Consider the following 24,161-nt stretch of genomic DNA (forward strand, 5'->3'; position numbering starts at 1 on the left):
CAAATCGGAAAAGAAGCGCCAGCCTGTATGGCAATGATCGCGCCAGGTCTTGCACAGATTTCAAAAGGCTGTGTTCAGCCGGTCCATCAATGCGCGAGCCGGGCTGCTTTCCCGCTGGCCACGCGAACCGGCCATCCGATCCATTCGATCCTGCAGGCGCGCAACCCTATCATAGAGGTCCTGGCTCGCCTCGATGAGTGCGCGTGCTGCAAAAGGGAAAGACGCCACGATCTCGGGATCAGTATTGGTCGCGCGGCCAAGCCGGTATTTTTCGTCCGCCAACTCCGCATCTGCGATCTCGCCGCGCTGCCATGCCCGCTGACTCAGCAACCAGGCGATTATGTGCATCAGCCGTGTCGTGACCTTGAGCGATTCGCATGCAAAGGAAACCCGGCGGAGGGGATCTTCCAATTCCGGCTCATCCGTGTCGCGCAGATCGAAATAGGCGCGGGCTTCGTCCGCCATGACCATGGCTTCCAGATAAAGGCCATCGACCAGACGTCGATGCAGGCCACGGTCAAGAGTGACGGCACGAGACATAGGGCGAATCACTGACATAAAAGCGCACGCTTGTCAGTCCCGGCGCATGCGTTTCCGGTGAGATTGTCTCATTCAGGGCCGGTCGGACCGAAGTTAACCAACAATCGGTCGATCACCTTCAAGCGATGATGTCGGGGACAAGTGCATCCTCAAGCAAAGCGATTTCGTCACGCAGACGCAGCTTGCGCTTCTTGAGGCGTGCAACCTGCATCTGGTCGCGGCCTCCACTTTCGACAAGCGCGGCTATGGCGTCATCGAGATCGCGATGCTCGACTCGCAGCAGTTCCAGCCGTCGCATGATGTCTTCCCGGCTCACCCACTACCCACTTTCTCAGCCTTTTGCGGACGGCCCCTGATAGCCCGGCATGCCCGATCGGACCATCGCAAATTTGCAGGCGGCCTATCGCAAAGCCCGATTCGCGGAAAGACAGAGCGATTGAATTATGATCTATTCATTCGTCCATCACCCTCATCAGGAGAATGTCATGGAAAATAGCCACATTTCAGCTCTTTCGGCCAAGCATGCAGGGCTTGAGGCTCGAATTAAGGCGGAGTCGAGTCGGCCGATGCCGGACGCTATCCTGGTCGCCTCGCTCAAGAAGCAAAAATTGCGGCTGAAAGAGGAAATGTCGCGGAACTGATCCGACATTGAGAGAGGGCGCGGCGTAGCCATGCAAGGCCGCCCGCCCTTCCCCTACAGGAAAATGAAGGAGACGAGCGCGCTACCCCATAAAGCTGCGCTCCATTTTTTACCGACCGATTTGATGCAGACGAAGATAGGTGGGTGCGCGTTCGCGCGCCCCGGCAGATACCGGTTTGCGAGCGAGTTGCGGGTCGATTTCTTCGTCGAAGGCGACGCCGATCTTATCCTCGCGAGACCAAACCACCTTGCCGTTGACACGGCCCACGCCGCGTAGCTCCAGCATGATGACCGCGCCCGCGGGCACTGGCCGTTCGCAATCGGCCATCAGACCGGTCGCGGAAAGGTTGCGCACGCGCGCACGACCAAGCGGCGTCCCCTCGCTCGATTTCAAATTGGTGAGCAGGAACAGGCTGTCACGCGGACCCGACCGAGCCGGACCTCGTTCCGCCATTCCCTGATCGCTATCCATGTCCAATCCCTTGCAATAACCCGCTATTTTCCGGGATCTTGCCAGCGAGCGGTGGACAAAGCGTTAATCGTCGCGCGAAACCTTTTCCTGACGCTCATGCCGCTCCTGCGCCTCGACCGTCATGGTTGCGATTGGCCGCGCCTCCAGGCGTCCGAGCGAGATCGGTTCGCCGGTCACTTCGCAATATCCATATTCGCCCTCGTCAATACGGCGCAACGCGGCGTCGATCTTGGAGATCAGCTTGCGTTGGCGATCGCGGGTGCGCAGTTCGATGGACCAATCCGTCTCGCTTGACGCTCGATCATTCAGATCGGGTTCGCGGAGCGGTTCATTCTGCAAAACGGCAAGTGTGCCTTCCGCCTCTGTCAGGATCTGTTTCTTCCAGTCCCATAGCCGCCGCCGGAAATATTCGAGCTGCATGGGATTCATGAACTCTTCATCAGGCGAAGGGCGATAGTCGGGGGGAAGTATTACAGCCGATTTCGGCGGATTTTGGCCGTCTTTATCGGAATTCAGGACCGATGCCATCTGGCTCTCCGACTCGAGAGGCGCCGGCGGAAAAAGTACCGGTCACCCATGACTTATGATTGACGGCGCCTAATAACGAGCGGTGAGAGACGACACAAGCACGCATTCCACTGAACGGTCGCTACCGCCATGACCAGCGGGTCGGCGAAAAACGGGCGTTCGGCAAAGGCCTCCTGCCCCTCATCGATCACCCACCCTTGGACAGTACAAATACTCGCAAGCAACGATCAGCGTTTCATAATGAGACGTTAACCATAAAAGTTGGCCTTTCGTTATATAACTCATCCACTTATCGACCATATTCACGGTTAACAGCGTTGAAGTTAACCTGTTCTTTTGCGTTGTTATATGAAGGCAAAAGCTCTTCGGTCATTGATGGCAACAGACATGACCAGAACAGCTTGACGATGAACAAGAGTGGATCCCTATGTCGGTACGGATGGCATTGGCCAAATTATGCGCCTGCACCTGCGGTGGTGCGATCATAGGTGGGGGCGCGGTGCATGTCGCGGAAACCCCCCGGCCCGCGGTGGTCCACAGCTCCAAGAGCGTGAAGGCGGCGCCACGCAAGCGCTATCCCGTCCGCGCCGTGAAGCGCAAGGTCGTCAAGACGGTCACGTCCTGCGCCCCGCAAACCGTCACGGTGACCACGCAGGGCGCGCCAATCCCCCTGCCTCCGCCGATGGTGGCGGGTGAAATGCCGGTCATGTCGGGCGGCGGCGCGGCGCCGGTTGTGATGGCTGGCGGTGGCGGTTTCGGCGGCGGCGGGTTCATCGGCGGGTTCTTCGGCGGCAGCGGCGGCGGAAGCAGCGGCGGATCGGTGGTGATATCCTCGACCAGCAGTTCAACCGGCGGGATCAGCAGTTCGACCAGTTCGACCACGGGGGGCGTTTCGACCTCTACCGGCGGTGTTTCAACCTCCACCGGTGGCGTTTCGACTTCCACGGGCGGGGTTTCGACATCGACAGGTGGCGTGTCCACCTCCAGCGGTAACGTGTCTACATCGAGCGGGAATGTGTCCACGTCCAGCGGTAACGTGACGAGCAGTTCGTCGTCTTCCACTTCGAGCTCCAGCTCGTCGTCATCCTCCTCATCTTCCTCATCAAGCTCATCTTCGAGCAGTTCGTCTTCCACCTCTTCAAGCAGTTCCGGGGGATCGACCAGCACCGGGGGCACCGAAGTGCCTGCGCCGCCGATGGTCCTGCTATTCGGTGCTGGCGCCATCGCGTTGTTCGCAAGGCGGCGGTTTGCCGAGCGAAAGAAAGCCGCCTGACGTCCTGACAAGCGCGCATGGCAAGCAGAAAGGGCGGCCTTGATGGACCGCCCTTTTCTTTGCCGTCTCCGTTAGATCGATATTCAACTCTGGGCGATGATCCGCTCAATCTCGGGCACTGGATGATTGGCCAAATCCTTGGCGATCTCTCCCACCAGGCGGCTCTGCACTTCCTTGTGATAGCGCTTGCGCATTTCGCCCAGGGCCGTGGGCGGCGCGACGACGATCAGCTTTTCATAATCGTTGGAAAGGGCGCCCCGTTTGAGCAGATCGGCGGCTTCCGCCGCGAAGCGAGTCTCCTCCAACTCATGAAAGTCGGTTTGCTCCATGGCGCTACGTCGGCTGCCCACTGAATTGAATGCCCGACCCGGCGCGTCAGACGCCTGATCCCTGTCATAGGGATTATCCTGCACCTTCACCGTTTCGGCTTCCAGATTTGGATTCGTGCGATCGCCTTTGTTCCTGAACACGAGCATCTTGCGCCCATCGGCGACCAACACCATCGCGCCGTGATCAATCCACATTATCGGCTCCTTTCCTTGTCATTCACATGACCAACGGCTGGAAGCGCGCAGGGTTGCGCGGCTTGGCGCGTAACGGCATAGGGCAGACGCATGCATGACATCCGCTTCATCCGCGAAAATCCCGCAGCTTTCGACGCAGGTCTCGCCCGCCGCAGTCTTTCCCCGCTGAGCGCCGAGATATTGGCGCTCGACGAACGCAGCCGCGCCCTCAAGACGGAACTGCAGCAGGGCCAGGCTCGGCGCAACGAGGCGAGCAAGGCGATCGGCGCAGCGATGGCGGCAAAGGACATGGAGAAAGCCGAGGCACTGAAGGCCGAGGTCGCTGCGCTCAAGGAAAGCATGCCCGCGCTGGAGAATGAAGACCGGGATGTGGGCGAACGCCTGCACGCGATGCTGGCGGCCATCCCCAACCTGCCCGCCGCTGATGTACCGGAAGGCGAAGACGAGGCGGCCAATGTGGAGGTTGCGCGCTGGGGCCAGCCACGGCAATTCACCTTCGCACCGCAGGATCATGCCGACTTCGGCCCCGCACTGGGGCTGGATTTCGAAGCCGCCGCCGCGTTGTCGGGGGCGCGCTTTGCGGCTCTGCGCGGTCAGATGGCGCGGCTGCACCGGGCACTGGCGCAATATATGCTGGATCGTCAGTCCGGCGAAAATGGCTATGAGGAAGTGAATCCCCCGCTGCTGGTGCGGGACGAGGCGCTGTTCGGCACCGGGCAGCTTCCCAAGTTCGCCGAGGATCTGTTCCGTACGACAGACGGGCGCTGGCTTATCCCCACGGCCGAGGTGAGCCTTACCAATCTGGTGCGCGAACAGATCGTGGCAGCCGATAGCTTGCCGCTGCGGTTCACGGCCTTGACCCCCTGTTTCCGTTCGGAAGCAGGATCCGCAGGGCGCGACACGCGCGGCTTCATCCGCCAGCATCAGTTCGAAAAGGTGGAACTGGTCGCGATCTGCAAGCCCGAGGAATCGGATGCGGAGCATGAACGTATGTCCGCAGCGGCCGAAGGCGTCCTCCAGGCACTGAGCCTGCCCTATCGCAAAATGCTGCTGTGCACCGGCGACATGGGCTTTTCCGCCGCCAAGACTTATGACCTGGAAGTCTGGCTGCCCAGCCAGCAGACCTATCGGGAAATCAGCTCGGTCTCCAACTGCGGTGACTTCCAGGCGCGTCGGATGAACGCGCGCTACAAGCCCGAAGGCGAAAAGCAGACACGCTTCCTGCACACGCTGAACGGATCGGGGCTGGCGGTCGGCCGCACGCTGGTCGCGGTACTCGAAAATTACCAGCAGGAGGATGGCAGCGTGATCGTGCCGGAAGTGTTGCTGCCCTATATGGGCGGGACTACGCGGCTCATTCCCCGCTGAGCACTGCCTGCCCCGTTCGTTTCGGACGAAGTCGAAGATCGGGGCGCATCGGCTTTTCGGCTTCGCTCGATGCGAACGGATGTTAGAGAGTGTCTATGCGTATTCTGCTCACCAATGATGACGGCGTGCATGCGCCCGGCCTGAAGGTGCTGGAGGAAATTGCGCGGACGCTGTCCGACGATATCTGGATCTTGGCTCCGTCGGAGGAGCAGTCGGGCGCCGGCCACAGCCTGACGCTGACGCGCCCTCTGCGCATTCACCAACTTGGCGAGCGGCATTATAGCGTCACTGGAACGCCGACTGACGCCGTGATGATGGCGATCGGACAGCTGATGAAGGACGCCAGGCCGGATCTGGTTCTTTCCGGCGTCAACCGTGGGGCTAACCTGGCCGAGGATGTGACATATTCCGGCACCGTCTCCGCCGCGATGGAAGGGGCCATCTCAGGCATCAAGTCGATAGCCCTGAGCCAGGTTTACCCACGCGAGGGGATGGGCGACGCTGTCCCGTTCGCCACGGCCCGCGCTTGGGGAGAAAAGGTGCTGCGGCCACTGATCGCCATGCCAGCAAGCCCGCGCCTGCTGTTCAACGTGAACTTCCCGGCTATCGATCCTCAAGCAGTGAAGGGCATCCGCGTTGCGCGGCAGGGATTTCACGACATTGATCGGACACGTATCGTGGAAGGGACCGATCCGCGTGGATATCACTATTACTGGTTCGGCCTGGGAAGCAGTTCAGCCGTGCCCGAGGGCAGCGACCTGGCAGCGATCGCGGAGGGATATGTGACGGTGACACCGCTCCATTACGATCTGACGCAGGATAGCGCGATGGCCGCCACGGCCCGACTGTTTGAGCAGTGACGGGACGGCGGCGCGCGCGATGAGGATCAATCCCGCCCGCCTTCCAATGGCTCAGACAGGCTTTTTGCGGCGGCGATCGGCGATACCGATATGGGCAGACCTCGCGTGGCGGGTGGCGCTGGTCTTCGGGCTGATCGCGGTGGTTCTGGCGCTGCACTGGCTTGGGAGAGACGGGCTAAAGGACAACCTGGATAACCAGATCAGCTTCATCGACGTTCTCTATTTCACGACCGTCACGGTAACCACGGTAGGCTATGGCGACATCGTGCCGGTCAGCCCGGAAGCACGCCTGTTCGAAGCTCTGCTGGTGACTCCGATACGGCTCTTCGTCTGGCTGATCTTCCTCGGCACGGCCTATAATCTTTTCCTCCGCAATATTTTCTACAGGTGGCGCATGGCGCGTATTCAGGCTGATCTGCATAATCATATCGTCGTCACCGGGTTTGGTACGAGTGGCGGTGAGGCAGTGCGCGAACTGCTCGCACGTGGCGTCGATCCGCGCGAGATTGTCGTGATCGATCCCCAGGAAAAGCCGCTGATGGAGGCCGAGGATCTTGGCTGCAATGTCATGTGCGGCGATTCGACGCGCGACAGGACATTGAAGGATGTCGCGATCGACCGCGCGCGCACCATGATAGTGTCGGCGGGACGCGACGACACCTCCATCCTGATCACGCTTACAGCACGGCACCTCGCGCCGCGCCTGCCGATCAGCATCGTCGTGCGCAATGAGGATAACGAACTCCCTGCACGGCAGGCGGGGGCGACAACCGTGATCAATCCGGTCAGCTTTGCCGGGCTGCTGCTGGCAGGCAGCACGAGCGGGCCTCACATTGCCGATTATATGGCAGACCTGGCTGCGTCAGGCGGGCGAGTGAAGCTGAACGAGCGAAAGGTGCTGCCGGAAGAAATCGGCAAGCCTCTATCCGCCATCACGACTGGGTTGGGCCTGCGCATCCATCGGGCCGCACATATGGTCGGCTTCTGGGAAGAAGGCGCCCGCAAACTGGAACCGGGCGACCTTATCATCGAGATCGTTCAAGGGGATGCAGTCGGCGAATAGCCCGATTTAAGCTGACCCTATCAGTGCCGCGTGACATTTGGCACGAAAATCCCTATGTGCGCGCCGATCATGGCAACCAAAATTCCCGAACCGCCGAAGGTCGGCATGGTGTCTCTGGGCTGTCCCAAGGCACTGGTCGATAGCGAGCGCATCCTTACCAAGCTGCGGTCTGACGGATATCAGATGTCCGCCGATTATGCGGGGGCTGACGTCGTGCTGGTCAACACCTGCGGTTTCCTCGATTCGGCTAAGGCAGAATCGCTTGAGGCGATCGGCGAGGCGATTGCCGAAAATGGCCGCGTCATCGTTACCGGCTGCATGGGCAATGAGGCGGAGTTGATCCGCCAGAAATTCCCCCAGGTGCTGGCGGTCACTGGCGCGCATCAATATGAACAGGTGGTCAACGCCGTGCATGAGGCTTCACCGCCCGTGCCCAATGCCTTTGTCGATCTGGTGCCCGAAGGCGGCCTGAAGCTGACACCCCGGCATTACAGCTATCTGAAGATCTCGGAAGGCTGCAACCATCGCTGTTCCTTCTGCATCATCCCTTCGATCCGTGGCGACCTGGTTTCGCGGCGCGTGGACGCGGTGCTGCGTGAAGCGGAAAAACTGGTACATGCCGGGACGAAGGAACTGCTGGTCATCAGCCAGGACACATCGGCCTATGGCGTCGATACCCGGCACGAGCCGCGCAATTGGAAGGGCCGCGAAGTCCGCGCGCACATGACCGACCTAGCCCGTGAACTTGGTCAATTGCGCACGGCCGAAGGTCATGCGCCTTGGGTGCGCCTGCACTATGTCTACCCCTACCCCCATGTGGATCATGTGATCCCGCTGATGGCCGAGGGGCTGCTGACCCCCTATCTCGACATTCCGTTTCAGCATGCATCCCCCAACGTGCTGAAAGCCATGAAACGCCCGGCGAACGAGGCCAAGGTGCTGGACCGTATCCGCAAGTGGCGAGGCATTTGCCCCGACATCTCGATCCGGTCATCTTTCGTCGTCGGCTTCCCCGGCGAGACGGAAGCGGACTTCCAATATCTACTCGACTGGCTGGATGAGGCGCAATTGGACCGCGTAGGCGCTTTCCGCTTCGAACCGGTCGAGGGCGCCGCTGCCAATGATCTGCCCGGCGCGGTTCCAGAAGCGGTGAAGGAAGAGCGTTACCAGCGGATCATGGAAAAGACCGCCGCGATCAGCGCCGCGAAGCTGGCCGCGAAAGTCGGGCGGGTGCTGCCCGTCATTCTGGATGAGGTCGGCGAACCGGACGAAGATGGATCGATCGGCGCAACCGCGCGGAGCCAGGCGGATGCGCCGGAGATCGACGGCAATGTCTTCCTTCGCGATGTCGGCGAGGGCCGGAAAGCGGGCGACGTCTTCGATGTAAGGATCGAAGATGCCGACGAGCACGATCTTTACGGGGTGCCCGTCGCATAAAGGCCGCCGAAGGCGGCAGCCTTGCAGAGGTCCAGCGAATCGATCTATCTGGTGACGAAGGCATCCTGATATTCGGTCTTGATGACTTTGCGCATCGCAGCATCCACTGGCAGATGGACTTCGTAGGTGCCTTCTGAATAGGGTCCGGCGCTATAAGGGCCAATCACGACTTTGATGGCGTCGATCAGTTCGCCGTCCTTGGAAACAGGCACCAATGTTTCCTTCATCGGATCGACGCATTCGGTGAAGGGGTCATCGCCACGCATTATAGGCCCACCGCGCTTTTTCGCTCGGGCTTGGTCAAGGCCGGAACAAAAAGGATCGCGTATCGCTGCCGCGAAAGCGGACGGGGACGTCATCACGGCTCGCATGCTCGTCTCGCGATTGCGCGCCTTGTCCCAGAGCAGCGTATCATAGCCGGTCATGCCATGCGCGCCGCCGGTGTAGGTGTAACGGCTCGACTGCAAAGACAGGAACCGCGGCGTGTCCGCAGCGACGGTCCAGCGCGTTTCAAGACTATGGGCATGGAAGGGATAGCCGGACTGCTGGGCTGACTTGCGATCATCTGCGGCCATTTTCAACGCGTCGGCCTTGCCGGTGTTCATATCCTTGCGAAACTTGGCTACGATGTCTGGCACCGCGGCGGCTTGCGTGGGCCAAGCGTATAGGAATTCGAGCAGATCCGTCTTTTCGGATTGTTGAAATGGCTTCGCGGATGGCGCCGCCGACTGTTCCGCACCCGCCATACGACTCACGAACGTTGCCGTCGCTGTATCATTTCCGCTGTCGTTTGAGCTTGCTCCCACCTGATCCTGCGCCAAGGGTGAACAGGCGCAGAAAAGCAGGGTCAGCCCAAGGAGCGGCCCTGCCTTCCCCTTAATATGACGCAGCATCAATGCGGCTTGGCTGCCAGACAACGCTCGCTGATCGCCTTGCGGGTATATCCGCTCCGCAATGCGGCGGCGGCATTGGCCCAGCCTTCCGCGACCAGCGCCTGTTCGACCGCATGAGCGCCATCGTACCGCCCGGTTTCGGCCAACTGGTAAGCACGCTCCCGCAGCGCCTGAAGCCGCGCATCATCGCCATGCATCATCATGTCGCTCTCCTTCTTGGCTTTGCATCAATCTAGGCCCGTTGCCTGCGCCACGCAAATGCTGCGTGGTTAAAGTGAGACGACAACGCGGCGAAAAATGGGGCTTTCAAACCGTCGCTTCCTTGTCCAGACTCCAGGCATGACCGATTATTCAAACCTGCTCAAAGCGGACAACAATCAGCCCGCGCATATGATCCATCTCGTCGATGCGGAGAGCTTCGAACCCTGGCTCAACGCCCAACCAGAGCGGGTGCGCGAGATCACCTCCGCGCAGAAATTTGCGGGAAAGGGCTACGAGCATGCAATTATTCCGGGCGATGGTTCTGCCGAGTGGTCGGTCGTAGCGGGTGTCGCCAACCGTTCGAAACTGAGCAGTTGGTGCCTCGCCAAACTAGCGGAGGTTCTTCCGGAAGGGCAGTATCGGCTCGCAGACGCCAAAGCCGGGCCAGCGATGCTGGGATGGCTGACCGCGCAATATCGCTTCGACCGCTATCGCCGCGATGAAAATTCAACCGGCCCGCGCGTGCTGCTGACGGAAGAGATTGCCCAGATCGATCCGGCAGTCCGGCTGGCAGAAGCCGTCGCGCTGGTGCGGGATCTTGTCAACATACCGGCGGGGGACATGGGTCCAGCGCAACTCGAAGCTGAAACGGCGAAGATAGCCGAGAATTTCGGCGCGCGCTTCAGCGTCATCAAGGGCGATCCGCTCGAACAGGGTTTTCCGATGATCCATGCTGTCGGCCGCGCGGCCGACAAGGCGTTCGCACCCCGCCTTATCGAACTGCATTGGGGCGATCCCGCGCACCCCCGCATCGCCATTATCGGCAAAGGCATCTGCTTCGACAGCGGCGGGCTGGATATCAAGCCTTCCTCGGCCATGCGCCTTATGAAGAAGGACATGGGCGGGGCGGCGCACGCATTGGCGCTTGCCAGACTGATCATGGGCGCGCGCCTGCCCGTGCGGCTGCACCTGTTGATTCCGGCGGCGGAAAATGCGGTGGGCGGCAATGCATTCCGGCCGGGCGACATCCTGCGCAGCCGCAAGGGGTTGACGGTAGAGATCGGCAACACCGACGCGGAAGGGCGGCTGGTGCTGGCCGATGCTCTGGCCTTGGCTGGAGAGGGCGAGCCGGAACTGGTCATTGATTATGCAACGCTTACCGGCGCGGCACGCGTCGCGGTGGGCCCCGATCTCCCCGCCCTTTTCACGAATGATGAAGGGCTGGCCGCCGACATGGACGCCGCTGGCGGTGAGGTAGACGATCCGACTTGGCGGCTGCCGCTCTGGGACGGCTATGCTGAAATGCTCAAGTCAGACATCGCCGACATCAACAATGCAGGCGAAGGTGGCTTTGCCGGCGCCATTACCGCAGCCCTCTTCCTCAAGCGCTTCGTCCCCGACCAGGCAAAATGGATGCATCTGGACACTTTCGCCTGGCGCCCTGCCCCCCGACCTGGCAGGCCCAAGGGCGGCGAAGCGCTGGGATTGCGGGCGGTTTTCCATCTGCTTCAACAACGCTATGGGAATTCAGCGCAGAAATGATCCCGTGAGGTGAGGCCGTTACGCAACCGGATTGGCCATTGTGCGTTACCCGGGCATGGATGTCTCCCCTGCACAGGATCAGACGACTGAGCTGAACCGCCCGGGTCTGAAGCCGCTTGGCCAATGGATGCGCACGCTGGTCGATTATGTGCGATCCGGCAGGCCCGATCTTACCAATCGCCAGATGGCGCTGATGATGACTGTCTACATCATGTCAGGGCCTCACACAGTCAGGGGACTCGCCGAAGCGCTGCACGTTTCCAAGCCGGTCATTACGCGCGCGCTCAACAAGCTATCAGCGCTGGGATATCTCCGTCGCGAGCGGGATGCCGCCGATCGGCGTAATATTTTCATCACACGGACCCCCAAGGGGGCGGAATTCCTTGACGCCTTTCACCATTTCATCGCAGGAACCGGCCGCGATGAACGCCATGACCTCTCCTCTGCGGAACACACCACCTGAACGCATCCGGTTCAAACTGGATGGACGCTCTGTAAAGCTCGACAGCCGCGTTCACGCGGCGCGCGGTGACTTGGCGGATCTGTCGCTGGCGGGTGTGCTGTTTTCGGCGCATTACGCTCGGGCGATCGAATTAACCTGCGTCGCCGCCGGCGCTCCGCTGCTTTCCGCGCCATCCATTACCGCAACCGCAGTCAGCGAATTGCTGCGGGGCGAAAGCTTCCATGCGCTGGACGTAACCACCGACTGGGCCTGGGGCTTCTGCGGGCATGACGGCTATGTCGGCTACGTGCGGCGCGATGCGCTCGACATCCACGAGGAAACGAATCATCGCGTGTTCGCGGGGACCGCACCCCTGTTCAGCGCGTCAGACATCAAATCGCCGGTACGCGACTACTGGCCGGGGGGCGCCTTGTTCCGGGGAGAAGCCCAGGATTGCTTCATCGCCTGCGCCGAAGGCTATGTGCATGAGCGGCACGCCGTGAGCGTCGATGCGCTGGAGACAGATTGGGTCGCGGTAGCGCTGCGCTATCTTGGACAGCCCTATGTCTGGGGCGGACGTGGCCATCGCGGCATCGACTGTTCGGGGCTTGTGCAGGTAGCGTTGGGCCAATGCGGGATCAAGGCGCCCAGGGACACCGACCTCCAACGCGATGCAATCGGCAGCTCCCTTCCTTCGGACGAAGCGGCGAAGCGCGGCGACTTCATCTTCTTTCCCGGTCATGTCGGCATCATGACGGATGGCGAAAACCTGCTGCATGCCAACGCCCACTGGATGGCGGTAGTGATCGAACCCCTGGCCGATGTCGTGGCGCGTTTAGCCAGCGATCACGCGCAACCTATCATTTCGCGGCGGAGGATCGGCGCGTGACCCATAAGATTTTTGTCGATGGCGGCGTAGGCACCACCGGCCTTGAGATCGTCGAGCGGCTGGCGGGACGGCCTGAACTGTCCTTCATCACACTGGATGACGACAAGCGGAAGGATGCGGATGCGCGCCGGGAAGCGCTGAACGCCGCCGACATCGTCATTCTGTGCCTGCCGGACGATGCCGCACGGGAAGCCGTGGCGTTGATCGGCAACAAGCATACGCGTGTAATCGACGCGTCCACCGCGCATCGCGTGGCAGAAGGCTGGACCTATGGTTTCGCCGAACTGGAACCGGGCCACCGGGAAAAGCTGGCGAATGCACGGTTCGTTTCCAATCCGGGCTGCTGGCCAACCGGCTTCCTTGCTCTGGTTCGGCCACTGGTACTTGCGGGGCTGCTCCCTGTTGACTGGCCGGTCTCCGTTTCGGGCGCGTCCGGCTATTCGGGCGGCGGCAAGGCGATGATCGCGGAGTTTGAAGCGCCGCAGGGTGCGCCGAGCGCTTTCCGCCCTTACGGCCTCGGCCTGGCGCACAAGCATATCCCGGAGATGCAGCGTTATTCCGGCCTCGCTCACGCGCCGATTTTCGCACCCGCGGTGGCCAATGCCTATCGCGGCATGATCGTCGAGGTGCCCCTGCAGTTACACGCCATGGCGGCCGCCCCCAAAGTGACGGACATTCATGCAGCCTTGGCGAAGGCTTATGCCGAATCTCCCCTGGTGAGCGTCGCGTCGCTGGAGGAAAGCGCCACGACCAACCAGCTTGCGCTTGAACATGTGGGCGCGACCGACCGGCTCGCACTGTTCGTGTTCGGCAATGAGGCGGCAGGTCAGGTGCGGCTGGTGGCGGCGCTCGACAATCTCGGCAAGGGCGCGGCAGGCGCGGCAGTGCAGAACCTCAACATCCTGGCCGGACTGCCGGAGACTACGGGCCTGCGGCTCTAACCCGACCGAGTTGTCGATCGGTTGCGTATTGGCTCAGTGAACCGTCCCTAGCGGCGTGTCATGAGTCAGCAGCACGATCAGCCGCTCGATCTGGCGCCAGTGGCAGAAATGGATGTGGTTGCCCAGGTCCCGGCTGCGGTCGGCGCGCGCTGCCGCCTCATAGCCCGCATTGTCACCGAAAGCCGCCATGAGTTCGGACGCGTCATCATAGCTCCGCCGATCCGAAAGATATGGCAACTGCATGACGACCCCCAATTCAAACCCGATGCTCCTTTCGGTTCAATCCTCGTGCCAGTTTCGCGCTTCGTCCGAAGGCGGCGGTATTCGAGGGTGAACAACCCATTATCCAAGTCCCGATGCGGCACACCCGTCCAGCGATGGCACAACCCGCGTCCCGGAATGGCGCATGGAGCGAAGGCGCTGGCCTTGTCGTCCTTGCCGTGGCAAGGGCTCGCGGGATGACCAACGGCAAGAAGAATCCGACCGGCGCTGGCGCCATCATTGCGTTCCTTATCCTGGCGGGCGCAATAGTGGGCGGCATGCTGGGTCAGCCCAGCGCGGGGCTGCTGGCCGGAGCGGCGCTGGGCGGGGTGATCGCGTTGCTGCTGTGGCTGCGTGAACGCGGGCAATAGGACGCCTTGCCGCGCGATTGATCGCAGCATAGACAAGGGCGCATGAAGAAGCATCTGATCGCCATCACCCTTATCATCCTGCTCATCGCTACGGGCGTCATTATCTATCTGGCGCAAGGGGATAAGGCGCGACTGGCCGCGGGCGCGGACACCGGCAAGGAACCGGTTTTCACCGCGCCGCGCAGTGAGCTGATCCCGACCATCAACGTGGCCGAGGTGAAGGCCTGGACCGCCGATCAGAAGCCAACGGCGGCGCAAGGCCTGGCCGTCGCGCGCTTTGCCGAAGGACTGGCGCATCCCCGGTCCATGCTGACGCTGTCCAATGGTGACGTTCTGGTCGCCGAAACCAACAGCCCGCCCCGCCCCAGCGGCGGCATCGTCGATCGAGTCATGACCTATCTGATGGACAAAGCCGGCGCAGGCGTGCCTTCGGCCAACCGGATCACGCTGCTGCGCGACGCCGATGGCGATGGCCGCGCAGAAACGAAGACGGCTTTCCTGACGGGCCTGCATTCCCCCTATGGCATGGCGCTCGTCGGCGACACTTTGTACGTCGCTAATACCGATGCGCTGATGGCTTTCCCTTATAAACCGGGCGACACGCGCATTACCGGAAAGGGGCGCAAGATACTGAACCTGCCGGCCGCCTCCCCCAATATGCACTGGACCAGGAGCCTCACCGCCAGCCCGGAAGGGCTGCTATATGTCGGCGTGGGATCCAACAGCAATATCGGTGAAAACGGGCTGGACAGCGAAGCCAACCGCGCCGCCGTGCTAGAGGTCAATCCCAAGACCGGCGGCTATCGCATCTACGCTTCCGGACTCCGCAATCCGGTGGGCCTGGCATTTGAACCCAATAGCGGGGCGCTATGGGGTGTCGTCAATGAACGCGACATGCTGGGCAGCGATCTTGTACCCGACTATCTGACGCGGTTGGAATTTGGGGGCTTCTACGGCTGGCCATGGAATTATTGGGGCGGCTATGAGGATCGGCGCGTGCAGCCGCAGCGGCCCGAGTTGCGCGAATATACCAAGCGGCCCGACTATGCGCTGGGCAATCACGTCGCACCTCTTGGTCTGACATTTGCCGACAAGGTGAAGATTGGCGGATCGTTCGCAAACGGCGCTTTTGTAGGGCTGCACGGCAGCTGGAACCGTAAACCCGCCGCAGGGTACAAGGTGGTGTTCGTGCCCTTCGCCGCCAATGGCGAGGTCAGCAAGGCGAAACCCGTCGATGTGCTGACAGGCTTCCTCGACGCGGATGGAAATGCGCGCGGCCGACCGGTCGATGTCGCTGCCGATGCCAAGGGCGCGCTGTTGGTCAGCGACGACGTTGGCGGCATTATCTGGCGAGTTACCGCCGCGCGCTGATCAGATGGCGATGCCGTTGCGTCCCGCCAATTCCACCACATATTGCCAGGCGACACGGCCGGACCGGCTGCCGCGCTGGGTCGCCCACTGGATAGCCTCAAGCGGATCGAAGGTCAGGCCAAGGCTCGCCGCATAGCCGCTCACGATATCGACATAGGCATTCTGGTCCATCGCATGGAAGCCCAGGCTGAGGCCAAAGCGATCGGACAACGCCATCTTGTCGTCGATGACGTCGCGCGGATTGACGGGATCATCCTGTTCGGAAAGATGGCGCGGAACGATGTGGCGGCGATTGGATGTCACATAAAGGCGGACATTGGCAGGGCGCGCTGCTGTACCCCCCTGTAAAAGCGAGCGCAGCGCCCGCGCGTCGCCCACGCCATTTTCGTCGAAGCCAAGATCATCGAGGAACAGAATGAACGGACGCTGCGTGGCACGCAGCAATGAAAACAGGCGCGGCAGGCTGCCCAGTTCATCGATCGCACATTGCAACAAGGCGACATCCTCGCCCTCGCGCTGAAGCCGATCGACAACAGCGGCGACAACCGCCGACTTGCCAGTGCCCCGTGCGCCCCAAAGGAGGACGTCATGCGCGGCATGACCAGCGGCGTGGCGGCGCGTGTTTTCCAGGAGCGTTTCCTTCTGCGCGTCGATACCGGTCAGCAGGTCGTAATCAACCGGCGCAAATGCTTCAACCGCCTGGATCGCCACGCCATCCCATACATAGGCTGGGGCGGCGGCGAGGTCGGCCGAACTGACGGGCGGCGGCGCGATCCGCTCAAGCGCTTCGGCAATACGGCTCAGGAGATTGTTGTTCATGGGCTGGGCTTAGCCCCCCCGCCCAGCCCCGGCAAGCGGTCGAGTTCCTGTCATTCTGCTGTAGTAATGGCCTTTTACTCTCCTACGGTCGAGCTTATACCGCTGGGGCCGTGACCATCCCAAATCCTGCCTTTTCCACCCGGATCTGTCCTTATGGCAGGGAGGCTCTACGTGAAGCCGCGCTGCTGATTCGGGCGGGCGAGCCGGTCGCAGTCCCGACGGAAACCGTCTATGGCCTCGCCGCCGATGCGACGGATTCCAGCGCCGTAGCGGCAATCTACAGCGCCAAGGGGCGACCAAGCTTCAACCCGCTGATCGTCCATGTCGCGGACAAGGAAATGGCGGAGCAGTTTGCGATCTTTTCGCCCGTGGCGGAAAAGCTCGCCGCGCGCTTCTGGCCGGGTGCGCTAACAATGGTATTGCCCGTGCGGGAAACAAGTGGGTTATCGCCGCTGGTGACGGCGGGGCTGCCGACGGTTGCGCTCCGACTGCCTGCCCACCCCGCAATGCGCGCACTGATACGGGAAAGCGGACGCCCGCTCGCTGCACCCTCTGCAAATCGCAGCGGCGCGATCAGCCCGACGCGGGCCGAACATGTTCTCGCCAGCCTGAACGGCAAGGTGCGGCTGATCCTGGATGAAGGGCCGACCAGCGAAGGGCTGGAATCCACGATTGTCGCGCCGGAGTCGGACCGAATAAGGCTACTGCGGCCCGGGCCGATCACGGCACAGATGCTGGAACAGGCGACGGGGCTCGCCGTGGTGACCAGCGGACATGCCGACGACAAGATCGAAGCGCCCGGACAACTGGAGAGCCATTATGCGCCGTCGAAGCCCGTTCGGCTCAACGCGCTAAAGGCTGAAAAGGACGAATATCTGATCGGTTTTGGATTGATGCCCTGCAATATCAACCTCAGCCCGGATGCCGATGTTCAGGAAGCAGCCGCCAATCTATTCGCCGCCCTGCATATCGCTGACGCAAGCGCGGCGACGCAGATCGCGGTTGCGCCGATACCCGATACAGGGATCGGGATTGCAATCAACGACCGGCTGCGAAGGGCGGCAGCCTAAAGCAGGTCAGTCGCAATCCCGATAACCGGCGCGGCGGCATTCGCGCCGCCGCTGTTCTTCCGCCTTTTTGCGCTCCCGGCTCTCGCGGGCCTCCTGCTCGCGCATACGACGGCCATAATTACGGTCAGCTTCGTCCTGACTGGTGGTTGCCCAATCAGCAGCCTGCGCTCCGGCGCGCACCGGCATGGTGGCGACGTCCAGCGCCGTCTTCGCAATGCAGCCCGGCAGCATCAGCATCGCTCCGGCCCCGGCCAATGAATAAATTACGCGCACTCGAAGCCCCCTGAAACACTTGATGCAGGATGGAACAGCCGGGATTAACCCCAAGCCTAAGCGGAAAGGGAGATGCAGCCAACCCCTTGCGGCGGTCTACACGCCCCGTTCAGCCCTCGATCCGCTCGGCAAACCCCTTGCGCAGCTTGGCGAGCTTGGGCGGAATGACCGCCATGCAATAGGGGTTCCGATCTCCTACGCGCTCCCAATATTTCTGGTGATAATCCTCGGCCGGATACCAGGGCGCGTCGGCTTCGATGGTCGTGACGATCCGGCCGCCATGATCGGGCTGCGCGCGCGCGATCGCGGCTCTTGCCTCCGCCTCCTGCTCAGGCGAATGGGGAAAGATGGCCGAGCGATATTGGGTGCCCACATCATTGCCCTGCCGGTTCAGCGTCGTGGGATCATGCGTCGCGAAAAAGATGTCGAGCAGATCGCCATAGGAAATCACTTCCGGGTCAAAAGTGATACGGATCGCCTCAGCATGGCCTGTCCCTCCAGAGCATACCTGCTCATAGGTCGGATTGGGTTGCTGCCCGCCAATATAGCCGCTTTCGACCGCCTGGACGCCCTTCAGATTTTGGTACACCGCTTCGGTACACCAGAAGCAGCCGCCTGCCAGCGTCGCGATGTCTTGCGCCATTTGCCTGTCCTTATCCTGCCTGGCGCCAGAACATAGGTGCGATCAGGCAGCGGTTCCAGCCTGTCCGGCTGCTCGTTCGGCCTTGGCGCGTTCTTCGGCAACCAGTTCCTTGCGTGACAGCTTGCCGACAAGCGTCTTGGGCAGGTTCAGTCGAACCTCCACCTCGCAGACTTTCTCATGCTTGCCCAACTGCGGATTAAGCCACGCCTTTAGCCCATCACCGTCAATCTCCGTCCCTTCCTGAAGCGTGACGAAAGCCTTGGGACATTCGCCACGATAAGCGTCGGGAATGCCGATGACGAGCGCTTCCTTGACGGCGGGATGGTGGTAGAGGACTTCCTCCACTTGGCTCGGGAAAACCTTGAAGCCGCCCACCGCGATCATGTCCTTCAAGCGATCGACGATCTTCACATAGCCGTCCTCGTCGATCAGCCCAACGTCGCCGGTGCGCAGCCAGCCATCGACGAACACCTCTTTGTCCGCGTCGGGCCTCTGCCAATAGCCTTTCATGATCTGCGGGCCTGAAAAAACCAGCTCACCCGGCTCTCCGGGCGGCGGAGGGCGGGTCGGATCCTCGCGATCGACCAGCTTCACATGCGTACCAGGGACGGGCTGGCCTACCGTGCCGGCCTTGTTAAGGCCCTCATAGGGATTGGAGCAGACGACCGGGCTGCTTTCGGTAAGACCATAGCCCTCGCACAGCTTTGAGCCGGTCGCGGCCTCGAACCGATGCTTGAGTTCGAGCGGCAGCGGCGCGCCACCGGAGATGCACAGGCGCAGCGAGGAAAAGTCGATATTTGGCGTCGCCGGATGATCCAGCAGCGCCTGATACATGGTTGGCACGCCCGGCATTGAGGTGGGGCTGGTCCGCTGGATCGCGGCCAGCACCTGTACGGCTTCAAAGCGCGGCAGCATCACCATCTCCCCACCATTCAACACCGTCCGATTGAGCACGCAGGTGTTGGCGAATACGTGGAAGAAAGGCAGCACCGCGATAATGCGATCAACCAGTTCGGGATGCGGATCGATCAGGCGTATCTGGCGCGCATTGGCGGTCAGGTTCTGATGCGTCAGCATCGCGCCCTTCGGACGGCCCGTCGTCCCGCCAGTATATTGCAGCAGGGCGACATCATTGACCGGATCAATATCGACGGGAGCCGGATTCTCTCCGTGGCGCAGCAGGTCGGAATAGTTGGTAACGCGCGGGTCATGCGGCACAGGCGCGGTTTCGCTACGCTTGAATATGCGAAAGAGTACGGATTTGGCGGACGGCAACGCCTCTGCCACGCATCCCACGATCAGCCGTTCAAGACTGCTGTTGTTCAGCACCTCCTGCGCCGTGGGCAGCAGCGCGGCGGCGGACAATGTGAAGAGGATCTTCGTACCGCTGTCCTCGACCTGATGTTCCAGCTCAGCGGCGGTGTAAAGGGGAGAGAAGTTAACGACGGTCGCCCCGGCCATCATCGCCCCATAATAGACTGCGACATAATGGGGCACGTTGGGAAGGTAGAGACCTACGCGGTCGCCCTTCCGCACGCCCATATCCTGCAACCCCTTGGCGATGCGGCGGACGGTATGGAGCATGTCGCCATAGGTCGTCTTGCGACCCATGAAATCGATCATCACCGCGTCGGGCTTGGCCGTAGCGCTGTCCACGACCATGTCCACCATCGACATGGGAGGAAAGGACTGATCCCAAGGAACGGGATGATTATAGCGGTCCTGCCAGACCTTATCGCTGCTCTCCATCGCACAAGGTGTAAGTGAGGCAGTTGCTTTACGCAAGCGTAAAGCAGGCAAGGCGGCGCAGCGCGTCCTGACACCAAGGCCGCCTGTTACCGGACAGCCTTGATGTCAGGATGACCTCTAAAAGGATCAAACCTGACCCTGGTTATTGCTGAACGGATCCAGGATGGTGGCGGCGCCGGAAATCAGTTCGGATTCGCTCTTCAACGCTTCCTCGGCCCGGCGGGCGGCGTCGTCACGTTCGCGGCGCAGCTCTTCGATAAGTGCCTCACGGTCACCGTCCAGTCGGGAATCGGTCGGCGCTTCGATGCCGGCCTTCTTCGCGGCCTTCGTCACCAGCGCGTCCAGTTCACGCTGCGAACACAGGCCCAGCGTCACCGGATCCTTGGGCACGATGTTGGAGATGTTCCAATGCGTGCGGTCGCGGATCGCGGCGATAGTGGTGCGGGTGGTGCCGATCAGCTTGCCGATAGCGCCGTCCGAAATTTCGGGATGGTTGCGCAGGATCCATGCGATGCCGTCGGGCTTGTCCTGACGCTTGGAAACCGGCGTATAGCGCGGTCCCTTGGTACGGCGGACAGGCTCGGGGCCTTTCAGCATCTTAAGACGATAGTCCGGGTTCGCTTCACCCTTGTGGATTTCCTCCATAGTGATTTCATGCGCGCGGACGGGGTCGCGGCCCGTATATTTGATACCGGCGGTGTCGTCGGCGATCGCCTGCACTTCCAGGATGTGCAGCCCGCAAAACTCCGCAATCTGATCAAAGCTCAGCGCGGTATTGTCGACCAGCCAGCTGGCGGTCGCATGGGGCATGAGAGGCTGGGACACGGGGATTCTCCGGCACTAAAAATGACAAGGGCCGCCCAAGCAGGGCGGCCACGCCCGATCCGAGATAGTGCATGAAGCCCCGTGGAGCAAGGAAAAGCGTCAGGCCGCACTGTCCATGACGGCAGGGTCGATGCAATGAAGCGCTGTCAGAAATTCATCCGCGCTCCGTTGCCAGCTGAAGCTGCCGCCATGCGCCGCGCATGCCGCGCGGTCGCGGAGCAGGGCAGCGGCGATCGCATCGTCCAGCCGTTCGGACAAGGCGCCACATTCAGGCGTCACGATGTCGATCGGCCCGGTCACCGGATAGGCGGCAACGGGTGTACCACAAGCCAACGCTTCAATCATCACCAGGCCGAAAGTGTCGGTTCGGCTGGGAAAGACAAAGACGTCCGCTCCAGCATAAGCGCCCGCCAGTTCTTCACCGAACAGCGCGCCCATGAAATGCGCGCCGGGATAGGCATGTTCCAGATGCGCCCGGGCGGGACCATCGCCTACGACAACCTTGCTGCCGGGATGACCGCTGGCAAGAAAAGCCTCGAGATTCTTCTCGATCGCGACACGGCCCACATAAAGCTGGATCGGATGGGTCAATCCAGCGAACAGCGATGGCGGGGCAGCATCCGGCGTAAAGGCGGCAAGATCGACGCCCCTTCCCCATGGGCGCACCTGCGCCAGGCCGTGGGCGCGAAGCTGCTGCCGGACTGACTTGGTCGAAACCAGCACCGCTTGCGCGGGTCCGTGAAACCAGCGGATATACGACCAGAACCAGCGGGCGGGCAGCCCCGTTCGGCGAGCGACATAGTCGGGGAAATGCGTGTGATAGGCCGTCGTGAACGGCACACCCCCACGCAGGCACCAGCGCCGCGCGGCAAGACAGAGCGGCCCTTCGGTGGCCAGATGGACGGCGTCAGGCTGAAACGCGGCAATCGCTTGCCCCACCACGCTCGACCTGACGAAGGCGAGCCGGATTTCCGGATAGGTCGGACAGGGAATGGAACCGTAGAGATCGGGGGAGATCACCTTGACCAAATGCCCCCTCGCCTCCAGTTCCGTCTGAATGGTCTGGAGCGTCCGCACGACGCCATTGACCTGCGGCAGCCAGGCGTCGGTTACGATGACGATCCGCATCACGCCGCCAACCGCTCCTGCTCGCCAGCACCCCGCGCCGCGACCTCATCGGCCCAGTGCAGCACCTCCATGCGGCCGTCGAAATGTTCGACCAGCGCCGTGCAGCCCTCCACCCAGTCACCATCATTATAATATTGGATTCCGTCTATTTCGCGCATCTCGGCATTGTGGATATGGCCGCACACGACGCCATCGACGCCGCGGACTCCGGCTTCATGGGAAACCACCTCCTCAAAACGGGAAATGAACTCGACGGCGTTCTTCACCTTGTGCTTGGCCATCTTGCTGAGCGACCAATAGGGCAGCCCCATGCGCTGCCGCACGGCGTTCACCACGAAGTTGAGCCGCATCAGCATGCTGTAGGCGGCGTCGCCGACGAAGGCGAGCCAGCGATGGGCAAGCATGATGGTGTCAAACTCGTCGCCATGCAGGATGAGGAGCTTGCGCCCGTCGGCGGTCTCATGGATCGCCTTGCGCCGGATCTCCACGCCGCCAAAATTGAGGCCCGTGAACTGACGGAACATTTCGTCATGATTGCCGGGGATATAGACGACGCGCGTGCCGCGCTTGGCGCGCTTCATTATGCGCCACACCACGTCATTATGCGCAGCAGGCCAATAGAAACGCTTCTTGAGCCGCCAGCCGTCGATGATGTCGCCGACCAGATACATGGTCTCGCTATCGACGCTGTCTAGAAAATCGATCAGCATCTTCGCGTTGCACCCGCGCGTGCCGAGGTGAATATCCGATATCCAGATCGTGCGGTAGCGACGGCGCTTAGCGGGTCGCTCCGGAGTCTCAAGACAATGCGCGCCCTCTTCCATGTCTGCCAGAAAAGGCAAGCGCGTGATGGCATTCATGATGCAGCCCCTGGAGCTATTATCCTCGGGACCGAATCCTTAGCGGCGCAATGTTACAACTCCGCGCCGAATATGACTGAAATGCTACGCTGGAGCACGATCAGGCGACCAGCACGATCTTCCCGAAATGCTCGCCCGCGTCCATTCGCGCATGCGCTTTTGCCGCTTCGACGAGAGGAAAGCGCTGATCCATCGCGGGCCGTAATTTACCTTCCTCGACAAAGCTCCAGACCTCACGCGCCAGCTCTTCGGCCACCAGACTTTTGAATGCGGACGAACGGGGCCGCAATGTCGATCCGGTCAGCGTCAGCCGTTTCGTCATGACCGCAGGCAGAAAGACGCTGGCCTTTGCCCCGCCCAGCACGGCGATCGACACATGGCGGCCATCGTCGCCCAGGCATTGAAGGTTGCGCGGCACATAATCGCCGCCCACCATGTCCAGCACCGCCTGCACGCCCTGACCGCCGGTAATGCGGTTCACTTCCTCGACGAAATCCTGCTCGCGATAATTGACGGCGTGGTGCGCGCCCCATGCCTTTGCCTGTTCGCATTTAGCGTCGCTGCCACAGGTGACGATGATGCGGATATCGAACAGGCGGCACAGCGAAATCGCCATGGTGCCGATGCCGCTCGTGCCGCCATGGACCAACACGGTTTCGCCGCCGACGACATAGGCGCGTTCGAACAGGTTGGTCCACACGGTAAAGAGCGTCTCGGGGAGAGCGGCGGCCTCCACCAGGTCATAATCGCCCGGCACGGGCAGGCACTGCCCCGCCGGGGCCACCGCATATTGAGCATAGCCCCCGCCGGCCAGCAACGCGCACACGCGCTGCCCGATCAGCCGCTCGGCGCCGCCGCCCGCTGCCACGACCGTCCCCGAAACTTCCAGCCCCGGTATGTCGGAGGCTCCCGGAGGAGGCGGATATTTACCCTGCCGCTGCATCACATCGGGCCGGTTCACGCCAGCCGCCGCCACACGGATCAGGACTTCGTCCGCACCAGGCATCGGCACCGCCCTCCGTTCGGACACCAACGCTTCAGGACCGCCGGGAACGGGGATGGCTATCGCCGTCATCTCTTCGGGCAATGCGTTATCAACCGCCATGATGGCTGTCCCCCAGCAACGATGTTGCGCCGCACCCAAAATCGACCTGCGGCTCAAGGGCCTTATTGACAGA

General features: G+C 61.7%; 29 protein-coding genes. 12 read left to right on the forward strand and 17 right to left on the reverse strand.

The window, feature by feature from the left end; genetic code table 11:
- Nucleotides 1-60: 60 nt before the first annotated feature.
- Together K663_RS11125 and K663_RS11130 are read right to left on the reverse strand one after the other, a co-directional pair.
- Nucleotides 61-540 carry a DUF1465 family protein gene (locus tag K663_RS11125; protein ID WP_062117372.1) on the reverse strand — a complete coding sequence of 160 codons (480 nt, stop codon included), beginning with the start codon at nt 538-540 and terminating at the stop codon, nt 61-63.
- Between the two features lie 118 nt (nt 541-658).
- Nucleotides 659-838, reverse strand: coding sequence for a YdcH family protein (locus K663_RS11130; protein ID WP_037463399.1), 180 nt, complete (start codon nt 836-838; stop codon nt 659-661).
- Between the two features lie 187 nt (nt 839-1,025).
- Here K663_RS11130 and K663_RS11135 point away from each other — a divergent pair, with 187 nt between their 5' ends.
- Complete coding sequence (locus K663_RS11135; protein WP_081570468.1) at nt 1,026-1,181, forward strand: YdcH family protein; 156 nt, start codon at nt 1,026-1,028, stop codon at nt 1,179-1,181.
- Between the two features lie 108 nt (nt 1,182-1,289).
- Here the strand turns inward: K663_RS11135 and K663_RS11140 are convergent, their stop codons facing one another.
- The 4 genes from K663_RS11140 to K663_RS11155 all read right to left on the reverse strand — a co-directional run bounded on the left by K663_RS11140 (nt 1,290) and on the right by K663_RS11155 (nt 3,977).
- Nucleotides 1,290-1,652, reverse strand: a complete 363-nt coding sequence (locus K663_RS11140; protein ID WP_062117378.1) for a PilZ domain-containing protein — start codon at nt 1,650-1,652, stop codon at nt 1,290-1,292.
- 63 nt (nt 1,653-1,715) lie between these two features.
- A complete protein-coding gene (gene dksA / locus K663_RS11145; RefSeq protein ID WP_062117381.1) occupies nt 1,716-2,180 on the reverse strand; it encodes an RNA polymerase-binding protein DksA in 465 nt (154 codons plus the stop codon).
- A gap of 573 nt (nt 2,181-2,753) precedes the next feature.
- Nucleotides 2,754-3,404, reverse strand: coding sequence for a hypothetical protein (locus tag K663_RS11150; RefSeq protein WP_235589430.1), 651 nt, complete (start codon nt 3,402-3,404; stop codon nt 2,754-2,756).
- A 132-nt stretch (nt 3,405-3,536) separates the two neighbouring features.
- Nucleotides 3,537-3,977: a host attachment family protein gene (locus K663_RS11155; protein WP_062117384.1), complete on the reverse strand. Its 441-nt coding sequence runs from the start codon at nt 3,975-3,977 to the stop codon at nt 3,537-3,539.
- A gap of 90 nt (nt 3,978-4,067) precedes the next feature.
- Here K663_RS11155 and serS point away from each other — a divergent pair, with 90 nt between their 5' ends.
- The 4 genes from serS to rimO all read left to right on the forward strand — a co-directional run bounded on the left by serS (nt 4,068) and on the right by rimO (nt 8,705).
- The gene (gene serS / locus K663_RS11160) at nt 4,068-5,345 is read left to right on the forward strand and encodes a serine--tRNA ligase (protein ID WP_062117387.1); all 1,278 of its coding nucleotides are present in this window, start codon (nt 4,068-4,070) and stop codon (nt 5,343-5,345) included.
- 95 nt (nt 5,346-5,440) lie between these two features.
- Nucleotides 5,441-6,205 (forward strand): 5'/3'-nucleotidase SurE, encoded by a 765-nt coding sequence (gene surE, locus K663_RS11165; RefSeq protein ID WP_062117392.1) that lies wholly within the window; start codon nt 5,441-5,443, stop codon nt 6,203-6,205.
- Between the two features lie 19 nt (nt 6,206-6,224).
- Complete coding sequence (locus tag K663_RS11170; protein WP_062117396.1) at nt 6,225-7,268, forward strand: potassium channel family protein; 1,044 nt, start codon at nt 6,225-6,227, stop codon at nt 7,266-7,268.
- Between the two features lie 54 nt (nt 7,269-7,322).
- Nucleotides 7,323-8,705: a 30S ribosomal protein S12 methylthiotransferase RimO gene (gene rimO, locus K663_RS11175; protein WP_201026628.1), complete on the forward strand. Its 1,383-nt coding sequence runs from the start codon at nt 7,323-7,325 to the stop codon at nt 8,703-8,705.
- A gap of 44 nt (nt 8,706-8,749) precedes the next feature.
- On the opposite strand, the gene K663_RS11180 is transcribed toward rimO, so the two are convergent.
- The gene (locus tag K663_RS11180; protein ID WP_235589431.1) at nt 8,750-9,343 is read right to left on the reverse strand and encodes a DUF4163 domain-containing protein; all 594 of its coding nucleotides are present in this window, start codon (nt 9,341-9,343) and stop codon (nt 8,750-8,752) included.
- Nucleotides 9,344-9,597: 254 nt separating this feature from the next.
- Nucleotides 9,598-9,798: a hypothetical protein gene (locus K663_RS11185; protein WP_062120785.1), complete on the reverse strand. Its 201-nt coding sequence runs from the start codon at nt 9,796-9,798 to the stop codon at nt 9,598-9,600.
- Between the two features lie 139 nt (nt 9,799-9,937).
- Here K663_RS11185 and K663_RS11190 point away from each other — a divergent pair, with 139 nt between their 5' ends.
- Genes K663_RS11190 through argC form a run of 4 tightly spaced genes read left to right on the forward strand, consistent with a single transcriptional unit; the run spans nt 9,938 to nt 13,613 of the window.
- A complete protein-coding gene (locus K663_RS11190) occupies nt 9,938-11,341 on the forward strand; it encodes a leucyl aminopeptidase family protein (RefSeq protein WP_062117402.1) in 1,404 nt (467 codons plus the stop codon).
- Nucleotides 11,342-11,396: 55 nt separating this feature from the next.
- Nucleotides 11,397-11,804 carry a MarR family winged helix-turn-helix transcriptional regulator gene (locus tag K663_RS11195; protein WP_062117404.1) on the forward strand — a complete coding sequence of 136 codons (408 nt, stop codon included), beginning with the start codon at nt 11,397-11,399 and terminating at the stop codon, nt 11,802-11,804.
- The gene (locus K663_RS11200) at nt 11,764-12,672 is read left to right on the forward strand and encodes a C40 family peptidase (RefSeq protein WP_062117407.1); all 909 of its coding nucleotides are present in this window, start codon (nt 11,764-11,766) and stop codon (nt 12,670-12,672) included. Before K663_RS11195 ends, K663_RS11200 begins: the two co-directional genes overlap by 41 nt.
- The gene (gene argC / locus K663_RS11205) at nt 12,669-13,613 is read left to right on the forward strand and encodes an N-acetyl-gamma-glutamyl-phosphate reductase (RefSeq protein WP_062117409.1); all 945 of its coding nucleotides are present in this window, start codon (nt 12,669-12,671) and stop codon (nt 13,611-13,613) included. The genes K663_RS11200 and argC overlap by 4 nt, the downstream gene beginning before the upstream one ends.
- Before the next feature lie 33 nt (nt 13,614-13,646).
- Here argC and K663_RS11210 read toward each other — a convergent pair whose 3' ends face one another.
- Nucleotides 13,647-13,856 carry a hypothetical protein gene (locus K663_RS11210; RefSeq protein ID WP_201026629.1) on the reverse strand — a complete coding sequence of 70 codons (210 nt, stop codon included), beginning with the start codon at nt 13,854-13,856 and terminating at the stop codon, nt 13,647-13,649.
- 215 nt (nt 13,857-14,071) lie between these two features.
- Here K663_RS11210 and K663_RS24330 point away from each other — a divergent pair, with 215 nt between their 5' ends.
- The gene (locus K663_RS24330) at nt 14,072-14,245 is read left to right on the forward strand and encodes a hypothetical protein (protein WP_235589432.1); all 174 of its coding nucleotides are present in this window, start codon (nt 14,072-14,074) and stop codon (nt 14,243-14,245) included.
- Nucleotides 14,246-14,287: 42 nt separating this feature from the next.
- A complete protein-coding gene (locus K663_RS11220; RefSeq protein WP_062117414.1) occupies nt 14,288-15,616 on the forward strand; it encodes a PQQ-dependent sugar dehydrogenase in 1,329 nt (442 codons plus the stop codon).
- On the opposite strand, the gene K663_RS11225 is transcribed toward K663_RS11220, so the two are convergent.
- On the reverse strand, nt 15,617-16,435 hold the full coding sequence (locus K663_RS11225; RefSeq protein ID WP_062117415.1) for an ATP-binding protein: 819 nt from the start codon (nt 16,433-16,435) through the stop codon (nt 15,617-15,619).
- Between the two features lie 110 nt (nt 16,436-16,545).
- Here K663_RS11225 and K663_RS11230 point away from each other — a divergent pair, with 110 nt between their 5' ends.
- Complete coding sequence (locus K663_RS11230; protein WP_062117417.1) at nt 16,546-17,505, forward strand: L-threonylcarbamoyladenylate synthase; 960 nt, start codon at nt 16,546-16,548, stop codon at nt 17,503-17,505.
- A 6-nt stretch (nt 17,506-17,511) separates the two neighbouring features.
- On the opposite strand, the gene K663_RS11235 is transcribed toward K663_RS11230, so the two are convergent.
- The 7 genes from K663_RS11235 to K663_RS11265 form a co-directional block, all read right to left on the reverse strand.
- The gene (locus K663_RS11235; protein WP_062117419.1) at nt 17,512-17,742 is read right to left on the reverse strand and encodes a hypothetical protein; all 231 of its coding nucleotides are present in this window, start codon (nt 17,740-17,742) and stop codon (nt 17,512-17,514) included.
- Between the two features lie 145 nt (nt 17,743-17,887).
- On the reverse strand, nt 17,888-18,421 hold the full coding sequence (msrA, locus tag K663_RS11240; protein ID WP_062117421.1) for a peptide-methionine (S)-S-oxide reductase MsrA: 534 nt from the start codon (nt 18,419-18,421) through the stop codon (nt 17,888-17,890).
- Between the two features lie 42 nt (nt 18,422-18,463).
- Nucleotides 18,464-20,170: a long-chain-fatty-acid--CoA ligase gene (locus tag K663_RS11245; RefSeq protein ID WP_062117424.1), complete on the reverse strand. Its 1,707-nt coding sequence runs from the start codon at nt 20,168-20,170 to the stop codon at nt 18,464-18,466.
- Nucleotides 20,171-20,296: 126 nt separating this feature from the next.
- On the reverse strand, nt 20,297-20,980 hold the full coding sequence (locus K663_RS11250) for a DUF1013 domain-containing protein (RefSeq protein WP_062117438.1): 684 nt from the start codon (nt 20,978-20,980) through the stop codon (nt 20,297-20,299).
- A 114-nt stretch (nt 20,981-21,094) separates the two neighbouring features.
- Entirely contained in the window at nt 21,095-22,123 is a 1,029-nt protein-coding gene (locus K663_RS11255) for a glycosyltransferase family 4 protein (protein WP_062117441.1), read from the reverse strand.
- A complete protein-coding gene (locus K663_RS11260) occupies nt 22,123-22,983 on the reverse strand; it encodes a UDP-2,3-diacylglucosamine diphosphatase (RefSeq protein WP_062117444.1) in 861 nt (286 codons plus the stop codon). The genes K663_RS11255 and K663_RS11260 overlap by 1 nt, the downstream gene beginning before the upstream one ends.
- Before the next feature lie 100 nt (nt 22,984-23,083).
- Complete coding sequence (locus K663_RS11265; protein ID WP_062117447.1) at nt 23,084-24,088, reverse strand: NAD(P)H-quinone oxidoreductase; 1,005 nt, start codon at nt 24,086-24,088, stop codon at nt 23,084-23,086.
- Nucleotides 24,089-24,161 lie beyond the last annotated feature (73 nt).

Origin of the sequence: Sphingobium sp. MI1205 (assembly GCF_001563285.1) — a bacterium.
Taxonomy (GTDB): domain Bacteria; phylum Pseudomonadota; class Alphaproteobacteria; order Sphingomonadales; family Sphingomonadaceae; genus Sphingobium.